This window comes from Methylobacterium sp. FW306-05-D (assembly GCF_058782155.1).
The window spans coordinates 1-19,350 of the sequence record NZ_JBYSXL010000028.1 but is presented as its reverse complement, the minus strand read 5'-3'; the positions used below and the strand labels follow the sequence as shown (position 1 = coordinate 19,350).

The 19,350-nt window shown below is 71.7% G+C and carries 13 protein-coding genes; 7 read left to right on the top strand and 6 right to left on the bottom strand.

Annotation, left to right across the window (positions count from 1 at the left end):
• Positions 1–49 precede the first annotated feature (49 nt).
• The 3 genes from AC3WLN_RS11875 to AC3WLN_RS11865 are packed head-to-tail and all read left to right on the top strand — an operon-like array spanning position 50 to position 3,169.
• A complete protein-coding gene (locus AC3WLN_RS11875) occupies positions 50–760 on the top strand; it encodes a uracil-DNA glycosylase (RefSeq protein ID WP_492481431.1) in 711 nt (236 codons plus the stop codon).
• A gap of 56 nt (positions 761–816) precedes the next feature.
• Positions 817–1,872 carry a lysylphosphatidylglycerol synthase domain-containing protein gene (locus AC3WLN_RS11870; RefSeq protein ID WP_492481384.1) on the top strand — a complete coding sequence of 352 codons (1,056 nt, stop codon included), beginning with the start codon at positions 817–819 and terminating at the stop codon, positions 1,870–1,872.
• A gap of 16 nt (positions 1,873–1,888) precedes the next feature.
• The gene (locus AC3WLN_RS11865; protein ID WP_492481382.1) at positions 1,889–3,169 is read left to right on the top strand and encodes an ATP-binding protein; all 1,281 of its coding nucleotides are present in this window, start codon (positions 1,889–1,891) and stop codon (positions 3,167–3,169) included.
• A 10-nt stretch (positions 3,170–3,179) separates the two neighbouring features.
• Here AC3WLN_RS11865 and AC3WLN_RS11860 read toward each other — a convergent pair whose 3' ends face one another.
• Positions 3,180–4,673, bottom strand: a complete 1,494-nt coding sequence (locus AC3WLN_RS11860; protein WP_492481380.1) for an AMP nucleosidase — start codon at positions 4,671–4,673, stop codon at positions 3,180–3,182.
• Positions 4,674–5,028: 355 nt separating this feature from the next.
• Between AC3WLN_RS11860 and AC3WLN_RS11855 the strand changes: the two genes are divergently transcribed.
• Positions 5,029–7,308 (top strand): bifunctional diguanylate cyclase/phosphodiesterase, encoded by a 2,280-nt coding sequence (locus AC3WLN_RS11855; protein WP_492481378.1) that lies wholly within the window; start codon positions 5,029–5,031, stop codon positions 7,306–7,308.
• Between the two features lie 107 nt (positions 7,309–7,415).
• Positions 7,416–7,913, top strand: coding sequence for a tRNA (N6-threonylcarbamoyladenosine(37)-N6)-methyltransferase TrmO (gene tsaA / locus AC3WLN_RS11850; RefSeq protein ID WP_463770508.1), 498 nt, complete (start codon positions 7,416–7,418; stop codon positions 7,911–7,913).
• A gap of 22 nt (positions 7,914–7,935) precedes the next feature.
• Here the strand turns inward: tsaA and AC3WLN_RS11845 are convergent, their stop codons facing one another.
• The 3 genes from AC3WLN_RS11845 to AC3WLN_RS11835 form a co-directional block, all read right to left on the bottom strand.
• The gene (locus AC3WLN_RS11845; protein ID WP_492481377.1) at positions 7,936–11,049 is read right to left on the bottom strand and encodes an efflux RND transporter permease subunit; all 3,114 of its coding nucleotides are present in this window, start codon (positions 11,047–11,049) and stop codon (positions 7,936–7,938) included.
• A 61-nt stretch (positions 11,050–11,110) separates the two neighbouring features.
• Positions 11,111–12,187 carry an efflux RND transporter periplasmic adaptor subunit gene (locus tag AC3WLN_RS11840; RefSeq protein WP_492481375.1) on the bottom strand — a complete coding sequence of 359 codons (1,077 nt, stop codon included), beginning with the start codon at positions 12,185–12,187 and terminating at the stop codon, positions 11,111–11,113.
• The gene (locus AC3WLN_RS11835) at positions 12,184–13,329 is read right to left on the bottom strand and encodes an efflux RND transporter periplasmic adaptor subunit (RefSeq protein WP_492481429.1); all 1,146 of its coding nucleotides are present in this window, start codon (positions 13,327–13,329) and stop codon (positions 12,184–12,186) included. The genes AC3WLN_RS11840 and AC3WLN_RS11835 overlap by 4 nt, the downstream gene beginning before the upstream one ends.
• Before the next feature lie 258 nt (positions 13,330–13,587).
• Here AC3WLN_RS11835 and AC3WLN_RS11830 point away from each other — a divergent pair, with 258 nt between their 5' ends.
• Both AC3WLN_RS11830 and AC3WLN_RS11825 read left to right on the top strand, forming a co-directional pair.
• Entirely contained in the window at positions 13,588–14,160 is a 573-nt protein-coding gene (locus AC3WLN_RS11830) for a TetR/AcrR family transcriptional regulator (RefSeq protein ID WP_492481374.1), read from the top strand.
• Positions 14,161–14,534: 374 nt separating this feature from the next.
• Positions 14,535–17,537: a PAS domain-containing protein gene (locus AC3WLN_RS11825; RefSeq protein ID WP_492481372.1), complete on the top strand. Its 3,003-nt coding sequence runs from the start codon at positions 14,535–14,537 to the stop codon at positions 17,535–17,537.
• Positions 17,538–17,545: 8 nt separating this feature from the next.
• On the opposite strand, the gene AC3WLN_RS11820 is transcribed toward AC3WLN_RS11825, so the two are convergent.
• A complete protein-coding gene (locus AC3WLN_RS11820; RefSeq protein WP_492481370.1) occupies positions 17,546–18,448 on the bottom strand; it encodes a histone deacetylase family protein in 903 nt (300 codons plus the stop codon).
• The coding region (locus tag AC3WLN_RS11815; protein ID WP_492481368.1) for an NAD(P)/FAD-dependent oxidoreductase at positions 18,445–19,350 on the bottom strand (906 nt) is incomplete at its 5' end. The genes AC3WLN_RS11815 and AC3WLN_RS11820, both read right to left, overlap by 4 nt.

Sequence of the window (19,350 nt, the reverse complement as noted above, 5' to 3'; positions counted from 1 at the left end):
TGCCGCCGGCTGGGCGCCCGGCGGGAGAGCCTGGGGCGCTGCGTCGCCGATGCCGGCTGACGCGCCGCCCGCCGAACCGAAGAGCCTGCGCGACCCCAGCGCCCTGGCCGCGCGCAGGGCCCTGCTCGACAGCCCCCACATCGCTCCCCTCCGCGCCCTCGCCCGGCAGATCGCCGAGGCGCACAGGGCCGAGGTGCCCGACCCCGATCCCCTCGACGGTGGCGTCGAGGCCCGCCTGCTGCTCCTCTTGGAGACGCCGGGGCCGAGCATCCGCGGCACCGGCTTCGTCTCGCGCGACAACCCCACGGGGACCGCCGCCAACCTGTTCCGCTTCCTCGCCGAGGCCGGCATCGCCCGCCGGGACACCCTGCTCTGGAACACGATCCCGTGGGTGATCCACGCGCCCGGCGCCCTGAACCGGGCCCCGCGCCAGTCCGAGGTGAGGCAGGCCTTGCCCTGCCTCGCACCGCTCCTCGCCCGGCTGGCGCGGCTTCGCGTGGTCGTGCTCTCCGGCCGGGTCGCGGGCCTCGCGCGGGGGGAGCTCGCGGCGCTGCGGCCGGACCTGCCCGCGATCGCCGTCCCGCATCCGAGCCCGACCTATGTCTGCACCGCCCCCAGCGTCGCCGAGCGCATCCGGGCGGGTCTCGCCGAGGCGCAGGCCTGCATCGCCGGTGGGCATCGCGCCTCCCTCGCTGGCAATTGCCGCCCGATGCCCCTAAATGCGGGCGACGGGCCGTGGTCCGGCACAAGCTCGGGTTGACCCATGCCGCCATGCGGCCGTGTGCGGGGAGCCCAGCGGAGGCGGACGCCGACACGATGAACTTTGCCAGACAGCAGAAGCAGATCGAGACGGCCGAGGCGCTCGCGCCCGAGGCGTCCCCGATCGACGCGACGGAGGCCGAGGCGGCCCCGGCGAAATCCGGGATGCGCGGGCGCTATGCCTGGCTCGGCACCATCGCCAGCCTTGCCATCCTGGCCGGTTCGCTGTTCGTCCTGTGGAAGCTCGTCCAGACCGTCACCTGGGCCGAGATGCACGCGGCCTTCACGGGCGCCTCGGCCGAGCAGCTAAGCTTCGCCTTCCTGTTCGTGGGACTGAGCTACCTCTTCCTCACCTGCTACGATGCCCTGGCGCTGCGCCAGCTCAAGCTGAAGGTGCCCTACCGGACGACGGCGCTCGCCTCGTTCACCAGCTACGCCGTCAGCTTCACCCTCGGCTTCCCGCTCCTGACGGCCGGCACGATCCGCTACTGGATCTACTCCAGCAAGGGCCTCGGCGCGGCCAAGATCGCCGCCCTCACGGTGATCGCCGGCTTCACCTTCTGGCTCGGCATGGGTGTCGTCCTCGGCCTCAGCCTCATCGTCGAGGCGGGCCAACTCGCCGCCCTCACCTTCACCAGCATCGCGCTGAACCAGGGGGTGGGCTTCGGCGCGCTCCTCGCCGTGGTCGCCTACCTGCTCTGGGTCTCGCTGAAGCGCCGGCACGTCCGGGTGAAGAGCTGGCGCCTCGAACTGCCCGGCGCCTCGGTCTCCCTGAGCCAGATGGTGGTGGGCATCGGCGACGTCTGCGCGGCCGCCGCCACGCTCTACGTGCTCCTGCCGGCGGGCACCTCCATCGGCTTCACCACCTTCGTGGCGATCTACGTCCTGGCCGCCATGCTCGGCATCGCCTCCAACGCGCCGGGCGGGATCGGGGTGTTCGAGGCGACGATCCTGCTCGCCCTGTCGAGCCTGCCCCGCGACCAGGTGCTCGGCTCACTGCTGCTGTTCCGGGTCTGCTACTACCTCGTGCCCTTTGTCATCGCCCTGGTCATGTTGACCGTGTACGAGATCGTCAAGCGCAGCCGGGGCACCGGGACCCGCGGCGCGCCGTAACGCCGGGAGGGTCCGCATGGCACGGGGCGCGCGCCGCTCATCCTGGACCGCCGCCGCCGTCGCGACCCTGGGCCTCGGGGTGTTCGCCGCAGGACGGGGCACCCTCGACGGCCCGACGGTCGCGGCCTCCGTCGTCGTCCTCTGCCTCGGCGGCGTCATCGGCGGTCTCGGGCGCGCCCGCATCGTGCGGGTCCCCGAGAGCCCCGGCACCAGCCGCCACTCGGTGGCGGAGGCGCTGCTCGCCAACATTCCCGACCCCGTGATCCTGGTCGACCGCCGCGCCGTGGTGATCGAGGTCAATCCCGCCGCCCGCGCCCTGCTGCCGGCGCTGAAGCTGCGCCACCCGCTCTCCTTCGCCCTGCGCGCGCCCGACGTCCTCGACGGGATCGAGGAGGTCCTGCGCACCGGCGCACCTCTCAAGACCCTCTATGCCACCCGCGTGCCCACCGAACGCGCCTTCGAGGTGCAGATCGGCGCCCTGCCGATGCCGGACGGCGTGGTGGGCGGGCAGCCCAACGTGGTGCTGTTCCTGCGCGACCTCACCTCGGCGCGGCGCCTGGAGGCGATGCGGGTCGATTTCGTCGCCAATGCCAGCCACGAGCTGCGCACGCCGCTGGCCTCCCTCCTCGGCTTCATCGAGACGCTGCAGGGGCCGGCCCGCAACGACCCGCCGGCGCGGGAGCGCTTCCTCGGCATCATGAAGACCCAGGCGCAGCGGATGGCGCGCCTCGTCGACGACCTGCTGTCGCTGTCGCGGATCGAGTTGCGCGAGCACGTGGCGCCGACGCGGCCCGTCGACCTGACCCGGATCGCCCGGCAGATGGTGGACACGCAGGGGCCGCTGGCCCGGGACCGCGGCGTGGTGCTGAGCGTGGCGGCCGAGGGCGCCTTCCCCGTCCTCGGCGAGCGCGACGAGCTGCTGCGGGTGGTCGAGAACCTGATCGAGAACGCGGTGAAATACGGCGGCAGCGGGGGACGCGTCGAGGTTGCGCTCCGGCGCCAGGAGGACGCCGCCAACGGGCGCGCCAGCGTCGAGCTGTCGGTGCGTGACCACGGGCCGGGGATCGCCGCCGAGCACATCCCGCGCCTGACCGAACGGTTCTACCGGGTCGACGTCGCCTCGAGCCGCGACCAGGGCGGCACCGGCCTCGGCCTCGCCATCGTCAAGCACATCGTCAACCGGCACCGGGGCCGGCTGATCATCGAGAGCGTGCCCGACGAGGGCACCACCGTGCGGGCGATCTTTCCGGAATTCGCGCCCGCCGGGACCCGGGAGTCCCTGGCCGAACCGGCGTGACGGCGACCCGCTACCGGAACGGCGGCTCGTCGAAGCTGCGCAGCTTGCGCGAATGCAGGCCATGGCGCTCGGCCCGCAGGTTGTCGAGGGCGGCGAGCCCGATCAGCAGGTGCTCGGCCACCGCGCGCTCGTAGAAGGCGTTGGCGGCGCCCGGCAGCTTGATCTCGCCATGGAGCGGCTTGTCGGAGACGCAGAGCAGGGTGCCGTAGGGAACCCGCAGGCGGTAGCCCTGGGCCGCGATGGTGCCGCTCTCCATGTCGACGCCGATGGCGCGGGAGAGGTTGATGCGCCGCCGCTCCTGGCTGAAGCGGAGCTCCCAGTTGCGGTCGTCGTAGGTGACGACCGTTCCGGTCCGGAGCCGGCGCTTGAGGGCCTCGCTCTTCTCGCCGGTGACGTGGGCGGCCGCCGCCTGGAGGGCGAGCTGCACCTCGGCGAGCGCCGGCACCGGCACGTCGGGCGGCACCAGTTCGTCGAGGATGCGGTCGCGGCGCAGGTAGCCGTGAGCGAGGACGTAGTCGCCGATGGTCTGGGACTGGCGCAGGCCGCCGCAATGCCCGACCATCAGCCAACAATGCGGGCGCAGGACCGCCAGGTGGTCGGTGATCGTCTTCGCGTTCGAGGGTCCGACGCCGATGTTCACCAGGGTGGTGCCCTGCTGGCTCCCGTCGGGCCCGCGCGCCACGAGGTGGTAGGCGGGCATCTGGTACTTGTGCCAGGGCGAGGCGGCGATGAGCGCGGAGGGATTGACCGACGCCGCCTCGGCCCGCGAGACGGTGACGCCGCCCGGCAGGATCATCCGCTCGAAGCCGTCGTCGCCGCGGGCGAGGCGCTCGAGCCCGTGGCGGATGAAGCCGTCGACGTAGCGGTGGTAGTTGGTCAGCAGGATCCAGGGCTGCACGTCGCCCCAGTCGCTGCCGGTGTAGTGCACGAGGCGGCGGAGCGAGTAATCGGTCCGAATCGCGTCGAACAGGGCGAGCGGGCGCGGCGCGTCGGGCAGATCGTGCCAGAGGCCGTCGGCGATCTCGTCGCCCACCACCGAGAGCAGCGGCACGGGGAAGTAGGTGGCGAGGTCCCGGGGCGTGACGCCGCTGCGCCCGAGATCGGCGCCCGGCTCGATCACGTAGGGATAGGGAATCTCCTGCGCGCTGAGGCCGACCTCGAGGGTGACGGCGTAGTCCCGCACCAGCGGCCGCAGCTGCTCCAGCAGGTAGCCGCGGAAATGCGCCGGCTGGGTCACGGTGGTGGCGTAGGTGCCCGGCGCCTGGAGCTTGGCCGTGGCGCGCGAGACCTGCGGCATCGGGCCGGCGGGCTGGTAGGTCAGGCGCAGCTCCGGATAGCGGAACTGCAGCCGCTCGGTGGCGTCCGGCGGCGGCCCGCCGTCGAGGTAGCGCGCGAGGGCCGACCGCAGAGCCTCGATCGCCCCGGCATGCAGGGCCGCGAGGCGGTCCACCGCGGTCTCGGGGTCGGAGACGGACTCCATCGGTCGCAGCTCGTCGCGGATCACGGTGCCTCCTGGCCAAATCTCGGTCCCGTGCGTCTTACACCCGGCGGACCCCGGAGGCGAACGCGCGGCTTCCGTTGCGCCATCCGGCGCCCTCGGCAACGACGTTTCCGAATTGTCCGTTGGTCAGCCACCAACCATTTTGCTACGCCTATAAGTCCATTAACATATGCAAGGCATCCAATTCGTCTCATCGAGATGAAAACTGGGTTCGCGGGTCAGCATAAGCGGCGACGGTAGGGGGAACAGCGCGTCGATGCTCAAAGCCATCGGTTGCTTCATTGCCGAAAATGATCCGTGGCTGATGGTCCTCGCGGCGATCATTTGCGCGCTCGCGACGACGTCTACGATCGCGCTGATGCATCACGCGAAGCAGTCCCCGACCGGCTGGCGCAGCGGCTGGGTCGCGGTCGCGGCGGTCGGCGGCGGCTCGGGCATCTGGGCGACCCATTTCCTGGGCATGCTGGCCTTCGATCCCGGCCTGGACGCGGCCTATGCCGCCGGCCTGACGGTGCTGTCGCTGGTGTTCGCCATCCTGCTGAGCGGGATCGGCCTGGCCGCCTCGGTGTTCTGGAACGCCCGCGTCGCCCCCCTCGCGGGCGGCGCGATCGTCGGGCTCGGCATCGCGACGATGCACCACACCGGCCTCGCGGCCTATCAGGTCGCCGGGCACATGGAATGGCATCCGGGCCTAGTGGCGCTCTCCCTCCTCGCCGGCGTCGGGCTCGCCATGGCGGCCCTCTGGATCGGACTGACCAGCGTACGGCCCCTGGCCCGGATCGTCGGCGCCGCCTGCCTCGCCGGCGCGATCTGCTCCCACCACCTCATCGGGATGACCGCCCTGACTCTGGTGCCGGACCCGCGGGTGCTGGTGCCCGAGGAGACGGTGAAGCCGCTCTGGCTCGCGCTGCCGGTGGGGCTCGCGAGCCTCACGATCCTGATCCTGGCCTGCACGACGCTGGTGCTCGACCTGCGCAACCGCCAGCGCGAGATCTATCGCGGGCGCCTGCTCAGCCTCGCCAACGCCGCCGTGGAAGGCCTCGTGATCTGCCAGGACGGCGTCATCGTGAGCGCCAACGACAGCTTCGCGGCCCTCACGGGCACGGAGGCGCGCAGCCTCGACGGCGTGCCCCTGTCCCGCTTCATCCCCGATGCCGGGACGCTCCGGAGCCTGGAGACGGGACGCGACGAGGCGGTGGAGGGCACCCTGTACCGCACGGACGGCTCCGCCCTGCCGGTGGAGCTGATCATGCGGCCCGTGGCCTACGGGCGCACGCCGCACGTCGCGCTCGCGGTGCGCGATCTGACGACGCGCCGGCGGGCCGAGCGCCAGATCCAGTTCCTCGTCGGCCACGACCCGCTCACCGGCCTGCCCAACCGGCAGCACTTCCATTCGGGCCTGGACGAGGGGCTCCGGCGCGCCGCGGCCTCCGGCGGCCGCCTCGCCCTGCTCCATATCAATCTCGACGGGTTCAAGGAGATCAACGACCTGTTCGGCAACGCCATCGGCGACGGCACGCTGGTCCGGGTCGGCCGCCTCCTGGGCGGCCTCCTCGACGCGACGCAGATGATCGCCCGCATCGGCGGCGACGAGTTCGCGGTGCTGACGCCCTGCACCCATGCGGTGGCCGCCGGCCGCCTCGCGGAGGCGATCCGGGCGAGCCTGCAGGCGGCGGCCGAGGGCGCGACCCAGGGCGAGCCGGTTCCGGCCGCCACGATCGGCATCGCGGTGTTCCCCGACGATGCCCGCGACCGCAACGACCTCCTCAACGCCGCCGACACCGCCCTCCTCCTCGCCAAGACGGAGGGACGCGGGAACTACCGCTTCTTCGAGGCCTCGGTCGGGCACGACGTGCGGGAGCGCCGCCTCCTGGAGAAGCAGCTGCGCCGCGCCCTGGCGGAGGACCAGCTGCGCCTCGTCTACCAGCCGCAGATCGAGACCCGGACCGGGACGGTGATCGGGTTCGAGGTGCTGCTGCGCTGGCACCAGCCCACGCGCGGGCTCGTCTCGCCGGCCGTCTTCATCCCCATCGCCGAGGAGAGCGGGCTCATCCGGGAGATCGGCGCCTGGGTGCTGCGGGAGGCCTGCCGGGAGGCCACGTGCTGGGACGCCCCGCTCGGCGTCGCGGTGAACGTCTCGGGCGTGCAGGTCCACGACGCGGGCTTTGCCCCGGACGTCCGGGCGATCCTGGCGGAGACCGGCCTCGACCCGGCGCGCCTCGAACTCGAGATCACCGAGACGGCCCTGATCCGCGATCCGGACCGGGCCCTGACCAACCTGCGACAGTTGAAGGCCCTGGGCCTGCGCATCGCCATGGACGATTTCGGCACCGGCTACTCCTCCCTCTCGAACCTGCGGCTGTTCCCGTTCGACACGATCAAGATCGACGGCTCCTTCATCGCGTCGGTGGATTCCAACCCGCAGGCGGCCGCCATCGTGCGCTCGGTGCTGGGGCTCGGAGCGGGCCTGGGCCTGCCGGTCATTGCCGAGGGCGTGGAGACGGCCGAGGAGCTCGACTTCCTCGTCGCCGAGAAGTGCCACGCCGCGCAGGGCTACTTCATCGGCCGGCCCGGGCCGATCGGCAGCTTCACGCAGCAGACGGGCGGCACCCGGCAACGCGCGCCCGTCGCCGCCTGATCCCACCCCGGCTTCGGCCTGCGCTTGCCCCCGGCGCCCGCTTGCCCGAAACCGTGCGCCCGGCGCACCGATCGGCGCGACGATCGGCATTCGCGGAAAGGCGCATCATGGACGACGAGACCGGACATCGCCCCGGCGAGGCGGCGATCCCGCTGCCCGACAGCTTCGATGCCGGGCTCTACTTCATCGGCCGCATCCGCACGCCCTGGGCGACCCGGGGCGAATGCCCCAAGAACGGCCTCAAGACCGACGCGGTCTGCACGCTCGCGGTCGAAGCGCCCTTCTCGGAGGCCCTCCAGAACGTCGAGGGCGCGAGCCACCTCATCGTGCTCTACTGGATGGACGAGGCCGCCCGGGACCTCGCGATCCAGCGCCCCCGCCACGCGGAGGGCGGCCGGGGCACCTTCTCCCTGCGCTCGCCGGTGCGTCCCAACCCCATCGCCCTGTCGGTGGTCGAGCTCCTGGAGCGGGACGGGGCGACCCTGCGGGTGCGCGGCCTCGATTGCCGCGACGGAACCCCGCTCCTCGACATCAAGCCCTATTTCGCGACCACGGATTCGCGCCCCGGCGCCACGGTGGACCGAGCCGGGACGGCGCCGCGCTGAGGCGCCGCCCGGGCTGAGCGGATCAGCCCGCCCGCGCCGGGTCCGCGGCGCCGTGGACCTGTCCCTCCGCGCCGTGGACCCGGCGCGGCGTGCCCTTCGGCGGCGCCTTGATCCGGTACCAGCCGACATAGAGGGCCGGCAGGAAGAACAGCGTCAGGAAGGTCGCCGCCAGGATGCCGCCGATCATCGCGTAGGCCATCGGCCCCCAGAACACCTCGCGGGCGATGGGGACGAGGCCGAGGCTGGCGGCCGCCGCCGTGAGCAGGATCGGGCGCATGCGGTGGCAGGTGGCGTCCACCACCGCGTCCCAGGGCGGCAGGCCGTCCCGCTCGTACTCGTCGATCTGGGTCACCAGGATCACCGAGTTGCGCACGATGATGCCGATCAGCGCCAGCACGCCCAGGATCGCCACGAAGCCCATCGGCTTGTTGAAGGCGAGCAGCGCGACGGCGACGCCGATCAGCCCGAGGGGCGCCACGCTCGCCACCAGGAAGAGCTTCTGGAAGCTCTGGAGCTGGATCATCAGGAACATCGCCATGGTGAGCAGCATCACCGGCGCCACCGCCGCGATCGGTCCCTGACCCTTGGCGCTCTCCTCCACGGCGCCGCCCACCGCCAGGACGTAGCCGTCCGGAAGGCTCTTGCGGAACGCGGTGATCTTCTCGTCGAGCTGGCTCACCACCGTGGCGGGCTGGGTGTCGTCCGAGATCGAGGCCCGCACCGTGATGGTGGGCAGGCGGTCGCGGCGCCAGACGATGGGCTGCTCCAGCTCGTAGCCGATGGTGGCGAAGGCCAGCAGCGGCACCACGCTGCCGTTGGCCAGCGGCACCTGCAGGCTCTGGAGCGTGTCGAGGGAGTTGCGCTCCACCGCCTGCGCCCGGGCGACCACGTTGACGAGGTAGATCGAGTCCCGGACCTGGGTGATCGACCGGCCGCCCACGATGCCGTTGAGGAGGCCGGCGATGTCCTCCGAGGTCACGCCGAGCTGGCGCGCCTTGTCCTGGATGATGTCGACCTTGAGCACCTTGCCGGGCTCGTTCCAGTCGAAGGTCGGTACGTCGAGATGCGGGTTGCCGCCGACGATGTTGCCGAGGGTGAGCGCGTAGGCCCGCAGGGTCTGCAGGTCGGGGCCGCTGAGGCGGTACTGCACCGGGCGTCCCACCGGCGGCCCGAGGTCGAGGGAGTGGATCAGGAAGTCGGTGCCGACGAATTTCTCGCGCGCGAGCTTGTCGAGCTTCAGCTTCATGCGCTCGCGCGCCTCGATCGACTTCGTCTCGATCACGATCTGGCCGAAGAAGGCGTTGCCGAGCTGCTGGTCGAGAGGCAGGTAGAAGCGCACCGCGCCCTGGCCCACGTAGGAGGACCAGCGCACGATCTCGGGGTCGCCCACCAGGGCCGCCTCGAAGCGGTCCATCTGGCCTTTCGTCTCGGCGATGCTGGCGTTCTGCGGCAGCGTCATGTCGACGAGGAGTTCGGGGCGGTCGGAGGCCGGGAAGAACTGCTGCTGCACGAAGCCCATGCCGACGATCGCCGCGCCGAGCATGCCCACGCAGACGATCACGGTGGTCCAGCGCCAGCGCATGGCGCCCAGCAGCATCCCGGTGAAGATCCGCATCGACCGGCTCGGGGCGTCGTGGTCCTTGTGCTTCATCTGCTTCGGCAGGAGCTTCACGCCGATAAGGGGCGCGAACAGCACCGCCACCACCCAGGAGACCAGGAGCGAGGCGGCGATGACGACGAAGAGCGAGTAGGTGTACTCGCCCGCCGACGAGCCGTTGAAGCCGATGGGCAGGAAGCCCGCCACGGTCACCAGGGTGCCGGTGAGCATCGGGAAGGCGGTGGAGGTGTAGGCGAAGGTCGCGGCCTTCTTCAGGCTGTCGCCGACCTCCAGGCGCGCGACCATCATCTCCACCGTGATCATCGCGTCGTCGACGAGGAGGCCGAGCGCGATGATGAGCGCGCCCAGCGAGATGCGCTGGAGGGTGACGCCCATGATCTGCATGATCACGAACACGATGGCGAGCACCAGCGGGATCGACAGCGAGACCACGAGGCCGGCGCGCCAGCCCAGCGAGATGAAGCTCACCGCCAGCACGATCACCACCGCCTCGACCAGGGCCTTGGTGAAGCCGCCCACCGCCTCCTCGACGATTCTCGGCTGGTCCGAGACGAGGTGGATGCCGACGCCCACCGGCAGCTCGCCCTCGAGCTTGCGCATCCGCTCCTTCAGGTCGTGGCCGAAGGTGAGCAGGTTGCCGGAGGGCTGCATGGCGATGGCCAGACCGATGGCCGGCTGGCCGTTGAAGCGGAACAGGTCGGTGGGCGGGTCGGTGAAACCGCGGGAGATCTCGGCGACGTCGGAGAGGCGGAAGAAGCGGTCGTTCACCCGCAGGTTGACGGCCCGCAGGCTCTCCTCGTTGACGAACTGGCCGCCGACCCGGACGGAGACCCGCTCCGGTCCCGCCTGGATCACGCCGGAGGGCGCGATGGCGTTCTGCGACTGCAGGGTTCGGATGACCGAGTTGGTGTCGAGGCCGAGGCCGGCGAGCTTGCGGGTGGAGAAGTCGAGGTAGATCACCTCGTCCTGCGCGCCGAGGAGCTGCATCTTGCCCGCGGACGGCACCTTCTTCACCTCGGCGCGGACCCGCTCGACGTAGTCGCGCAGCTGGCGCGGGGTCACGCCATCGGCCGTGAAGGCGTAGACGTTGCCGAAGACGTCACCGAACTCGTCGTTGAAGAACGGCCCCTGGATCCCCTGCGGGAAGGTGTTCTGGATGTCGCCGATGCGCTTGCGCACCTGGTAGAAGATCGCCGGAATGGTCTTGGGCGGCGTCGTCTCGCGCAGCTGCACGAACACCGTGGCCTGGCCCGGCGTGGTGTAGCTGCGGCTGAAATCGACGGCGTCGATCTGCTGCAATTCCTTCTCGATCCGCTCGGTGACCTGATCGAGGGTGTCGCTGATGGTGGCGCCCGGCCAGCGCGCCTGTACGATCATGGTCTTGATCGCGAAGGGCGGGTCTTCCTCGCGGCCGAGGCGCTCGTAGGCCAGGAAGCCGGCCACCACCGAGATCAGCATCAGGAACCAGACGAAGGAGCGGTGCTCCAGCGCCCATTCGGAGAGATTGAAGGTCTTCACGGATTGTCTCTCGCCTCACCGGGGTGGCGGCTGATGATGGACGGCGTCTGGCCCGCGGGGATCAGGGCGCCTGATCGGGCAGGCGTACGGCCTGCCCGTCCTTGAGCGAGTGGACGCCGGCCAGGACCACGCGGTCGCCGGCGTTCAGGCCCGCGCCGATGCTGACGCCGTTCGCGTCGCGCCGCGTGACGGTGACGGGCCGCTTGCGCACGCTCTTCCCGTCGGGCGCGACGACCCAGACGGCATCGCGGCCGTCCTCGGTCAGCACCACCGTGGCGGGCAGGTCGACATGGGGCGGCTCGGCGCGCGCCAGGGTGACCGTGAGGGTGGAGCCCAAGCGGAAGGCCTCCGAGGGCTTAATCAGGGTCATGCGGATGCGCCGGGTCCGCGTGGTCTGGTCGGCGAAGGGCGCGATCTCCCGCACCCGCGCCGTCGCCGTCACGTCCGGGGCGCTCTGGAGGGAGACGGTGAACTCGGCGTCTGCCGGCATGGTGCCGACGAGATCCTCGGGAATGTCGACCACGGCCTCGCGCTCCTCGGGCCGGGCCAGGGTCGCCACCGCCTGGCCCGCGCTGAGCACCTGGCCGACCTCGGCGCTGCGCACCGTGACGACGCCGTCGAAATCCGCGTGCAGCTCGGTGTAGCCCATCTGGTCCTGCGCCCGCTGCAGGCTCGCCTCGGCTTGCGAGACCCGGGCCTGGGCCGTGTCGCGGCTCGCCACGGCGGTGTCGAGTTGCGCCTGGCTGACATTGCCGCCGGCGAGCAGGCGGCGGCGGCGCGATTCCGTGGCGCTCGCGTTCTCGGCCTGCGCCCTAGCATCGGCGAGCTCGGCCTCGGCCCGGGTCAGGGCGAAGCGCGTCACCACGGGGTCGAGGGCCGCGATGCGCTGCCCCTGGTGGACGATGTCGCCCACGGTCACGTCGCGGGCGATCATGCGCCCGGCGATCTGGAAACCGATCTCGGACTGGTAGCGCGGCGCCACCACGCCCGCGAAGGGGCCGAAGACCTTGGCCGAGACCGGCTTCACGACCCGGTAGAGAACCGGCCGCACGGGTGGCGGCAGAGCCGTGTCCTCGGCGGCCCGACAGGCACCGAGCGGGAGCACGAGGGCGACGGCGAGCAGGGCCGGACGAATCATCGCGTGGCCTCCAGGGTCTCGGCGACGGCAACAGTCTGCCCCGGCCGCAGGAGCTGGATACCCGCGATGACGACCTCCTCGCCGGGCTCGACGCCCCCCTTCAGCGCGATGGTGTTGGGCCCGTAGCGCTCGATCGTGACGGTTCGGGGCGAGACGGTGCCGCTGGCGGGATCACGTACCCAGACCGCCGGGCCGTTCTCCCAGCGGTAGAGCGCCGACCAGGGCAGTACGATCGCCTGGCGCGGCCGGAACTTGCCGGTGCCGATGACGACGGCACCGAGGCTCATGGCCTTGGGCGTCTCGTCGAGCCCGACCTTGACCCGCACGGTGCCGGAGGCGGCATCCACGCTGGGGGAGATCTCCCGCACCCGGCCGACCGCCGTAACCCGCGGATCGGCCTGGAGCGTGACCGCGACGGTCTTGCTCTCGGGGGGGGCGGCGAGCACCGCCTCGAAGATGTTGAAGACGGCGTCGCGCGGGCCGTCCTGCGCCATCACCAGCACGGTCTGGCCGGTCTGGACGACCTGCCCGACCTCGAAGGTGCGGCTCAGCACGATGCCGTCCACACCCGCCTTCAGGTCCGTGTAGGAGAACTGCTCCTCGGCGGTGCCCAGGGCCGCCTTGGCCGAGTCCACCGAGGCCTGCGTGGTCCGCAATTGCTGCTCGGCGTCGTCGTAGCTCGGGCGGGTGGTGTAGCCGCTGGCCATGAGCTGCTCCTGGCGCCTGAAGTTCAGCTTGGCCTGGGTCAGCAGCGCCTCGGCCGAGGTGAGCGCGGCCTGCGCGTTGTTGAGGTTGGCCCGCTGCTCCTGCGGATCGAGCTTGGCCAGCACCTGATCGGCGGTGACGTGGTCGCCGACCTCCACGAGGCGCTTGGCGATCTTGCCGTTGGTGCGGAAGGCGACGTTCACCTGCGACTGGGCCTGGATGTCGCCGGTGAAGATGAGGTCGGAGGCGATCGTGCTGGCGCGCGCCACGGCCGTCCGCACCACCGCGACGGCGGGGCTCGCGGTCTTCGAATCCGCGGGCTTGGGCGCTTCCCGGGGAGTTCCGTCCGCACCCCACGCGGACGGTATCGCGCCGGCACAGCACAGGAACAGCATGGTCACGAGCACCGGGGCCGAGGGTATCCGGGCCGAGGGCATCCGGGTCACGCGTCCCCATCCGCGCGGCCCCACGGTCAGCCAACCCACCATTGCGTCCTCGAACTCGAAAGCCCCCTGCCTCGCGCCTCCCATATCGGCTCTGTTACCGACCGTCCAGACGGTTTCTTTTTTCGTCGGATCGTCTTTCCGATCGAGGCGTTCCCCAGTATCTCCCTCGACGTGAACGGTCTTCTCGCCAGCTCCGGCTGTGGAACCCCTCCCCCCGAAACCGCTGGCGAACCAGCCGGATTGTCGACGATGAAGGCGCGTACCCGCCGCGAAGACCGACCCCTGGTGATCCTGGACGCCGCAGAACGCCTGATTCGGCGCATGGGGACGCGCACCCTCACCATCGACGCGGTGGCGGCCGAGGCTTCGCTGAGCAAGGGCGGCGTCCTGCACCACTTCGCGTCGAAAGACGCCCTGATCTCGGCGCTGGCCGAGCGCAAGCTGCGCGAGATCCGCGAGAGCGTGGCGGCCCATGAAGCCGAGCAGGGTGCGAACACGGCCGCCCTCCCCCTGGCGCTGATCGCCCATGCGCGTCAGGTCTATGCCGACGAGGACGGGTTTCCCCGCGCCCTGCTGCTCGCCTCCGCCGAGAACCCCGAGGCCTTCGCGGGATTCAACGCCTTCCTCAAGCAGCGCCTCGCTCAGATGGAGGATGTGGCCTGCTGCCCCGGCGCCGGCGCGATGCTGACCTTCGCCACCCTCGGCCTCCTGCTGACCCGAACCCTGGGCTTCCACTGCCTGGAGGGACCGGAACTGGAGAAGCTGTTCGACGCCATGGAGCACGCCGCCCAGACGCTGCCGAAGGCGGACGCGCGGACCTGAGGACCGCACGCCCGCGCCTGTCCGCTCCCGGATACTGGTGCGTGGCAGCCGACACGGGCCCGCGCGCCGTATTGTCCGAACTCGGCCCGGCCGCGGACCCGTCGCGGGACCGCGACCGTCAAGATGGTGTCCACTGATCCACCGGATCGGCTTCTGGCGGATACTTCCCGGACAGGGTGCAACGCTTCCGGATCGGGGTGTTGAAAAAGTCCGCCGCGGCGGATCTAGTTGAGGATTCCGAAATCTCTTCTGCCCATGACCGGATCGCCGCTGTACGATCCGGCATGGACACGCTAGGCCTCGATCATGCCCGCCGGACCCTCCGACTCGATCGCCCGACCGTCCCTGATCCCGACCGGGAGCGACCGCTGCGGATGGCTGGACGCGTGAGCGGCTCCCTGGCGTTCCTCGACGCGGGCAGCGTCACCGGCGCCGAGATCCGTACGCACGACTGGTCGGGGACGACGCTCGGTCCGCCGGAGACCTGGCCGCCGGCCCTGCGCAACACGCTGGCCCTGATGCTCGCCTGTCCCCGCCCGATGTTCCTGGCCTGGGGGCCGGACCTGCTCTGCTTCTTCAACGACGCCTACCGGCCGATCCTCGGCTACCGCCTGCCGAACGCCCTCGGGCGCCCGTTCCGCGCGGTCTGGGGCAAGATCTGGGACGACATCGGCCCGCTGGTCGAGGCCACCCTCGCCGGCGAGAGCCGCACCCTCACCGACATGAAGCTCGATCTCGCCCGCTCGGGCCAGGCCGAGGAGAGCTGGTGGTCCTTCACCTACTCGCCCGTCTACGACGATGCCGGGGCGATCAACGGGCTGTTCTGCATCACCGCGGAGACCACCGACCGCGTCCTGGGCGAGGCCGCCCTGCGCGAGAGCGAGGACCATTACCGCCACGCGGTCGAACTGAACCCGCAGGTGCCCTGGACCTGCGATGCCGCCGGCAACATCACCTCCTACGCCACGCGCTGGCTCACCCTGACCGGACAGGCGCCCGGCGAACCGCTGGGCGACGGCTGGACCCGGGCGGTCCACCCCGAGGACCTGCCGCGGGCCCTCGCGGTGTTGGGCGCCTCGATCGCCTCCGGGGAGCCGGTGGACGTGGACTACCGCCTCCGCCTCGCCACGGGCGAGCACCGCTGGATGCGGGCGCGGGCCTACCCGCGGCGGACCGAGGACGGCGCGATCCTGCGCTGGTACGGCGTGGTCGAGGATATCCACGACCGCAAGCAGGCCGAGATGCGCCTGCAGCGGCGCGAGGAGCAGCTGCGCCTCGCCACCGAGGCGGCCGAGATCGGGACCTGGGACCTCGACACGGTGGGGAATACGCTGGTCTGGTCGGCGCGGACCAAGGCGATGTTCGGCCTCCCCCCGGAGGCGTCCGTGACCCTGGACGACTTCTATGCCGGCCTGCACCCGGAGGACCTGGCGGCCACCCGCGCGGCCTTCGCCTCCGCCCTCGATCCGGCTCGGCGGGCCAGCTACGACGTCGAGTACCGCACCGTCGGGCGCGACGACGGGCGGGTACGCTGGATCGCCGCGAAGGGCCGGGCCGTGTTCGACGCCGCCGGGGTCTGCGTCCGGGCGCTGGGCACGACCATCGACGTCTCGGCGCGCAAGGCCGCCGAGGGCCACCTGCGCTTCCAGATCGCGCTGGGCGACCGCCTGCGGGCCGCGAGCGCGCCCCTGGAGGTGAAGATGATCGCCGCGGCCAGCCTCGGGGCGCATCTGGGCGTCGGGCGGACGGGCTACGGACACCTCCAGAACGGGGGCGAGGTCGTCTCGGTCGAGCGCGACTGGTGCGACGGGCGCATGGCGTCGCTCGCCGGCGAGACCCGGGTGCTCGACGCCTTCGGCCCCATCCTGATCGCGCAGTTGCGCCGGGGCGAGACCCTGGTGGTCACCGATTGCCGGACGGACCCGCGGACGGCGGGACCCGCGTTCCAGGCGACCTGGGACAGCATCGGCACCCGGGCGCTGATCCTGGCGCCGATGATGCGGGGCCGGGATGGCGGCCCCCTGACCCTCGGCGGCGTGTTCTACGTGCATTCCGCCACGCCGCGCCACTGGACCGACGAGGAGGTGCGCCTGACCATGGAGGTCGCGGCGCGGACCTGGTCGGCCTATGCGCAGGCGGAGGCCGAGGCGGCCCTGCGCGAGCTGAACGCCACCCTCGAGGAGCGCGTGGCGGGGCGCACGGCGGAGCTCGAGCAGACCCACGAGGCCCTGCGGCAGGCGCAGAAGATGGAGGCGGTGGGCCAGCTCACGGGTGGCGTCGCCCACGACTTCAACAACCTCCTGACCATCATCCGCTCCTCGGTGGACTTCCTGCGCCGGCCGGACCTGCCCGAGGCGCGCAAGAGCCGCTACCTCGACGCGGTCTCCGAGACCGTCGACCGGGCCGCCAAGCTCACCGGCCAGCTCCTCGCCTTCGCGCGACGCCAGGCGCTCAAGCCGGAGGTGTTCGATGTCCGGGCACGGCTCGTCGTCGTCGCCGAACTGCTGGAGACGGTGACGGGGGCCTGCATCCGGGTCGTCACCGACCTGCCCGCGCAGACCTGCCACATCCGCGCGGATCTCAGCCAGTTCGAGACCGCCTTGATCAACATGGCCGTCAACGCCCGGGACGCGATGGAGGAGCGCGGCACCCTGACCATCCGGCTCGAATGCCGGGCGCCCCCGCCGCCCCTGCGCAGCCATGGCGACGGCGCGGCGGACCGGTTCGCGGCGATCTCGCTCACCGACACCGGCAGCGGCATCCCGCCGGAGCATCTCGACCGGATCTTCGAGCCGTTCTTCACCACCAAGGGCGTGGGCAAGGGCACCGGGCTCGGGCTGTCCCAGGTCTTCGGCTTCGCCAAGCAGTCGGGCGGCGACATCGCGGTGGCGAGCACGCTGGGAGCCGGCACGACCTTCACGCTCTACCTACCGGAGGTCGCGGCCCTCCCGGCCGTCCCGACGGGCGCCGCCCCGGCCTATCCCGCCGTGTCGGGGGACGGGCTGCGCGTGCTTCTCGTCGAGGACAACCTCGAGATCGGCCGGTTCGCGCGTCAGATCCTGGAGGATTTCGGCTATCGCCCGACCTGGCACACCGATGCCGAGAGCGCGCTGGCGGAGGTGGAGGGCGGGACCACGCCCTTCGACATCGTCGTCTCGGACGTGGTCATGCCCGGCATGGGCGGCGTCGCCCTGGCGGAGGAACTGCGGCGGCGCAGGCCGGACCTGCCGGTGCTGCTCGCCTCCGGCTACAGCCATATCCTGGCCCAGGAGGACGCCCACGGCTTCGAACTCCTGCACAAGCCCTATTCCGCCGAGCAGCTCGGCCGGACGATCAACCGGATCGTCGCCCGGCACGCGGCCCTGTCGGAGTCCTGAGGGGCCGGTCAGGCCGCACGCTCGGCCATGGCCGAGAAGACCAGGGCGTGGCGGGCCGCGAGGGCGTCGATATCGGTGGAGTAGCCGCCGCCGATGACCCCGACGAAGGGAACGCCGCGCCGGTGCGCCTCGCCGACCACGAAGCGGTCGCGGGCCAGCAGGCCCGCATCGGTGAGGTCGAGGCGCCCGAGCCGATCGTCGCGATGGGGATCGACCCCCGCATTGTAGAACACGATGTCGGGCTGCAGGGCATCGAGCAGCGGCCCGACATGGGCGGCCAGGACGGCGAGGTAGCCGGCATCGTCGAGGCCGTCCGGCAGCCCGACATCCCGGTCGCCGGCGATCTTGCGCGTCGGATAGTTCTTCTCGGCATGGATCGAGAGGGTGAAGAGGTCGGGCGTCCCGCTGAGGCAATCGGCGGTGCCGTCGCCCTGGTGGACGTCGCAATCGACCACGAGGGCGCGGGCGATGGTGCCCTTGGCGTGCAGGGTGCGGGCGGCCACGGCCACGTCGTTGAAGATGCAGAAGCCGGCGCCGGTCTCGCGCCGCGCATGGTGGCTGCCGCCGGCCGTGCTGCCGGCGAGACCGTGCGCCAGGGCGAGGCGGGCCGCCAGCAGGGTGCCCCCCACCGAGGCGCAGGAACGGGCGACGACGGAGGCGCCCACCGGCAGGCCGATGTTGCGCTCGATCTCGCGGGAGACGTCGAGGGCGAGCACCGCCTCCACGTAGGCGCGCTCATGGGCGGCGGCCAGGAGTTCGGCCCCGGCGGGCTCGGGCCGGGCGAAGCCGTCCGGCACCAGACCCTGCTCCGCTAGGAGCTCGGCCAGGCGCCCGTACTTGCGCATGGGGAAGCGATGTCCCTCCGGCAGGGTCGCCTCGTAGGCCGGATGAAAGACGATGGGCAGGCTCATCGGGAATCCGCGATCAGCCGGTCCGCCAGGGCGAGCCCGCTGTCGTAGGCGGCCTCGATCCGCGGCCCGAGACAGCCGTCGCCGGCATAGCCGAGGCGCCGATCCGGATCGTAGAGGCAGGGCGCGCCGCAGGTCTCCTCCACGAGGGCGTAGCGCCAGCGATGGGCGCGGGCCCGGATGGGGGCGACGGCCCCGCCGGACAGGTCGCCGACGGCCGCGAGCAGGGCCGCCTCCACCGACTCCGGCGTCTCCTCGAGATGGGCCCTCGACCAGCCGGGCGTGGCATGGACGGTATAGGCCGGCGGCGCCTCCGGCCGCCCGGGCTTCACGCCCTCGCGGAACAGGGCGGCGATGGGCCCCGTCGCGGGGCGCACCACATCGCCCGGGAAGACATCGCCCGGGTTCACGAGGTCCTGTCCGAGGGCCAGCATCAGCGACCAGCAGGGCGCGTAGGAGGCCCGCTCGATGCCGGGCAGCGCGTGGCCGCTCGCCGCGAGGAGGCGCAGGGCCTGCGGACCCGGCAGCGTCAGCAGCACCGCGTCGAAGATCCGGTCCTCGCCGGCTTCCGACAGGGCGACCCGCCAGCCGCGTCCGCTGCGGGCCAGCGCCGTGACGGTGCGGCCGACCTGGACGTCGAGCCCGGCGAGGAGGTCGCGCACGGGCGCGGTCATGTCGGGAACGGCGGTGACGCTGCCGGCGGCGTCGTAGGGCGCGACGAGGCCGCGGGTCTCCCAGTCGGCGAGTCGGGCGCGGAAGGCGGGGCCGTGCGCCCGGATCACCTGGGCGCCGTGATCGAAGGCGAGGCCGGTCTCGCGGTCGCGGCGGTGCGCCATGCGGCCGCCGGGCTGCCGGCCCTTGTCGAACACCGCGACGGAATGCCCGGCCTCGTGGAGGCGGCGCGC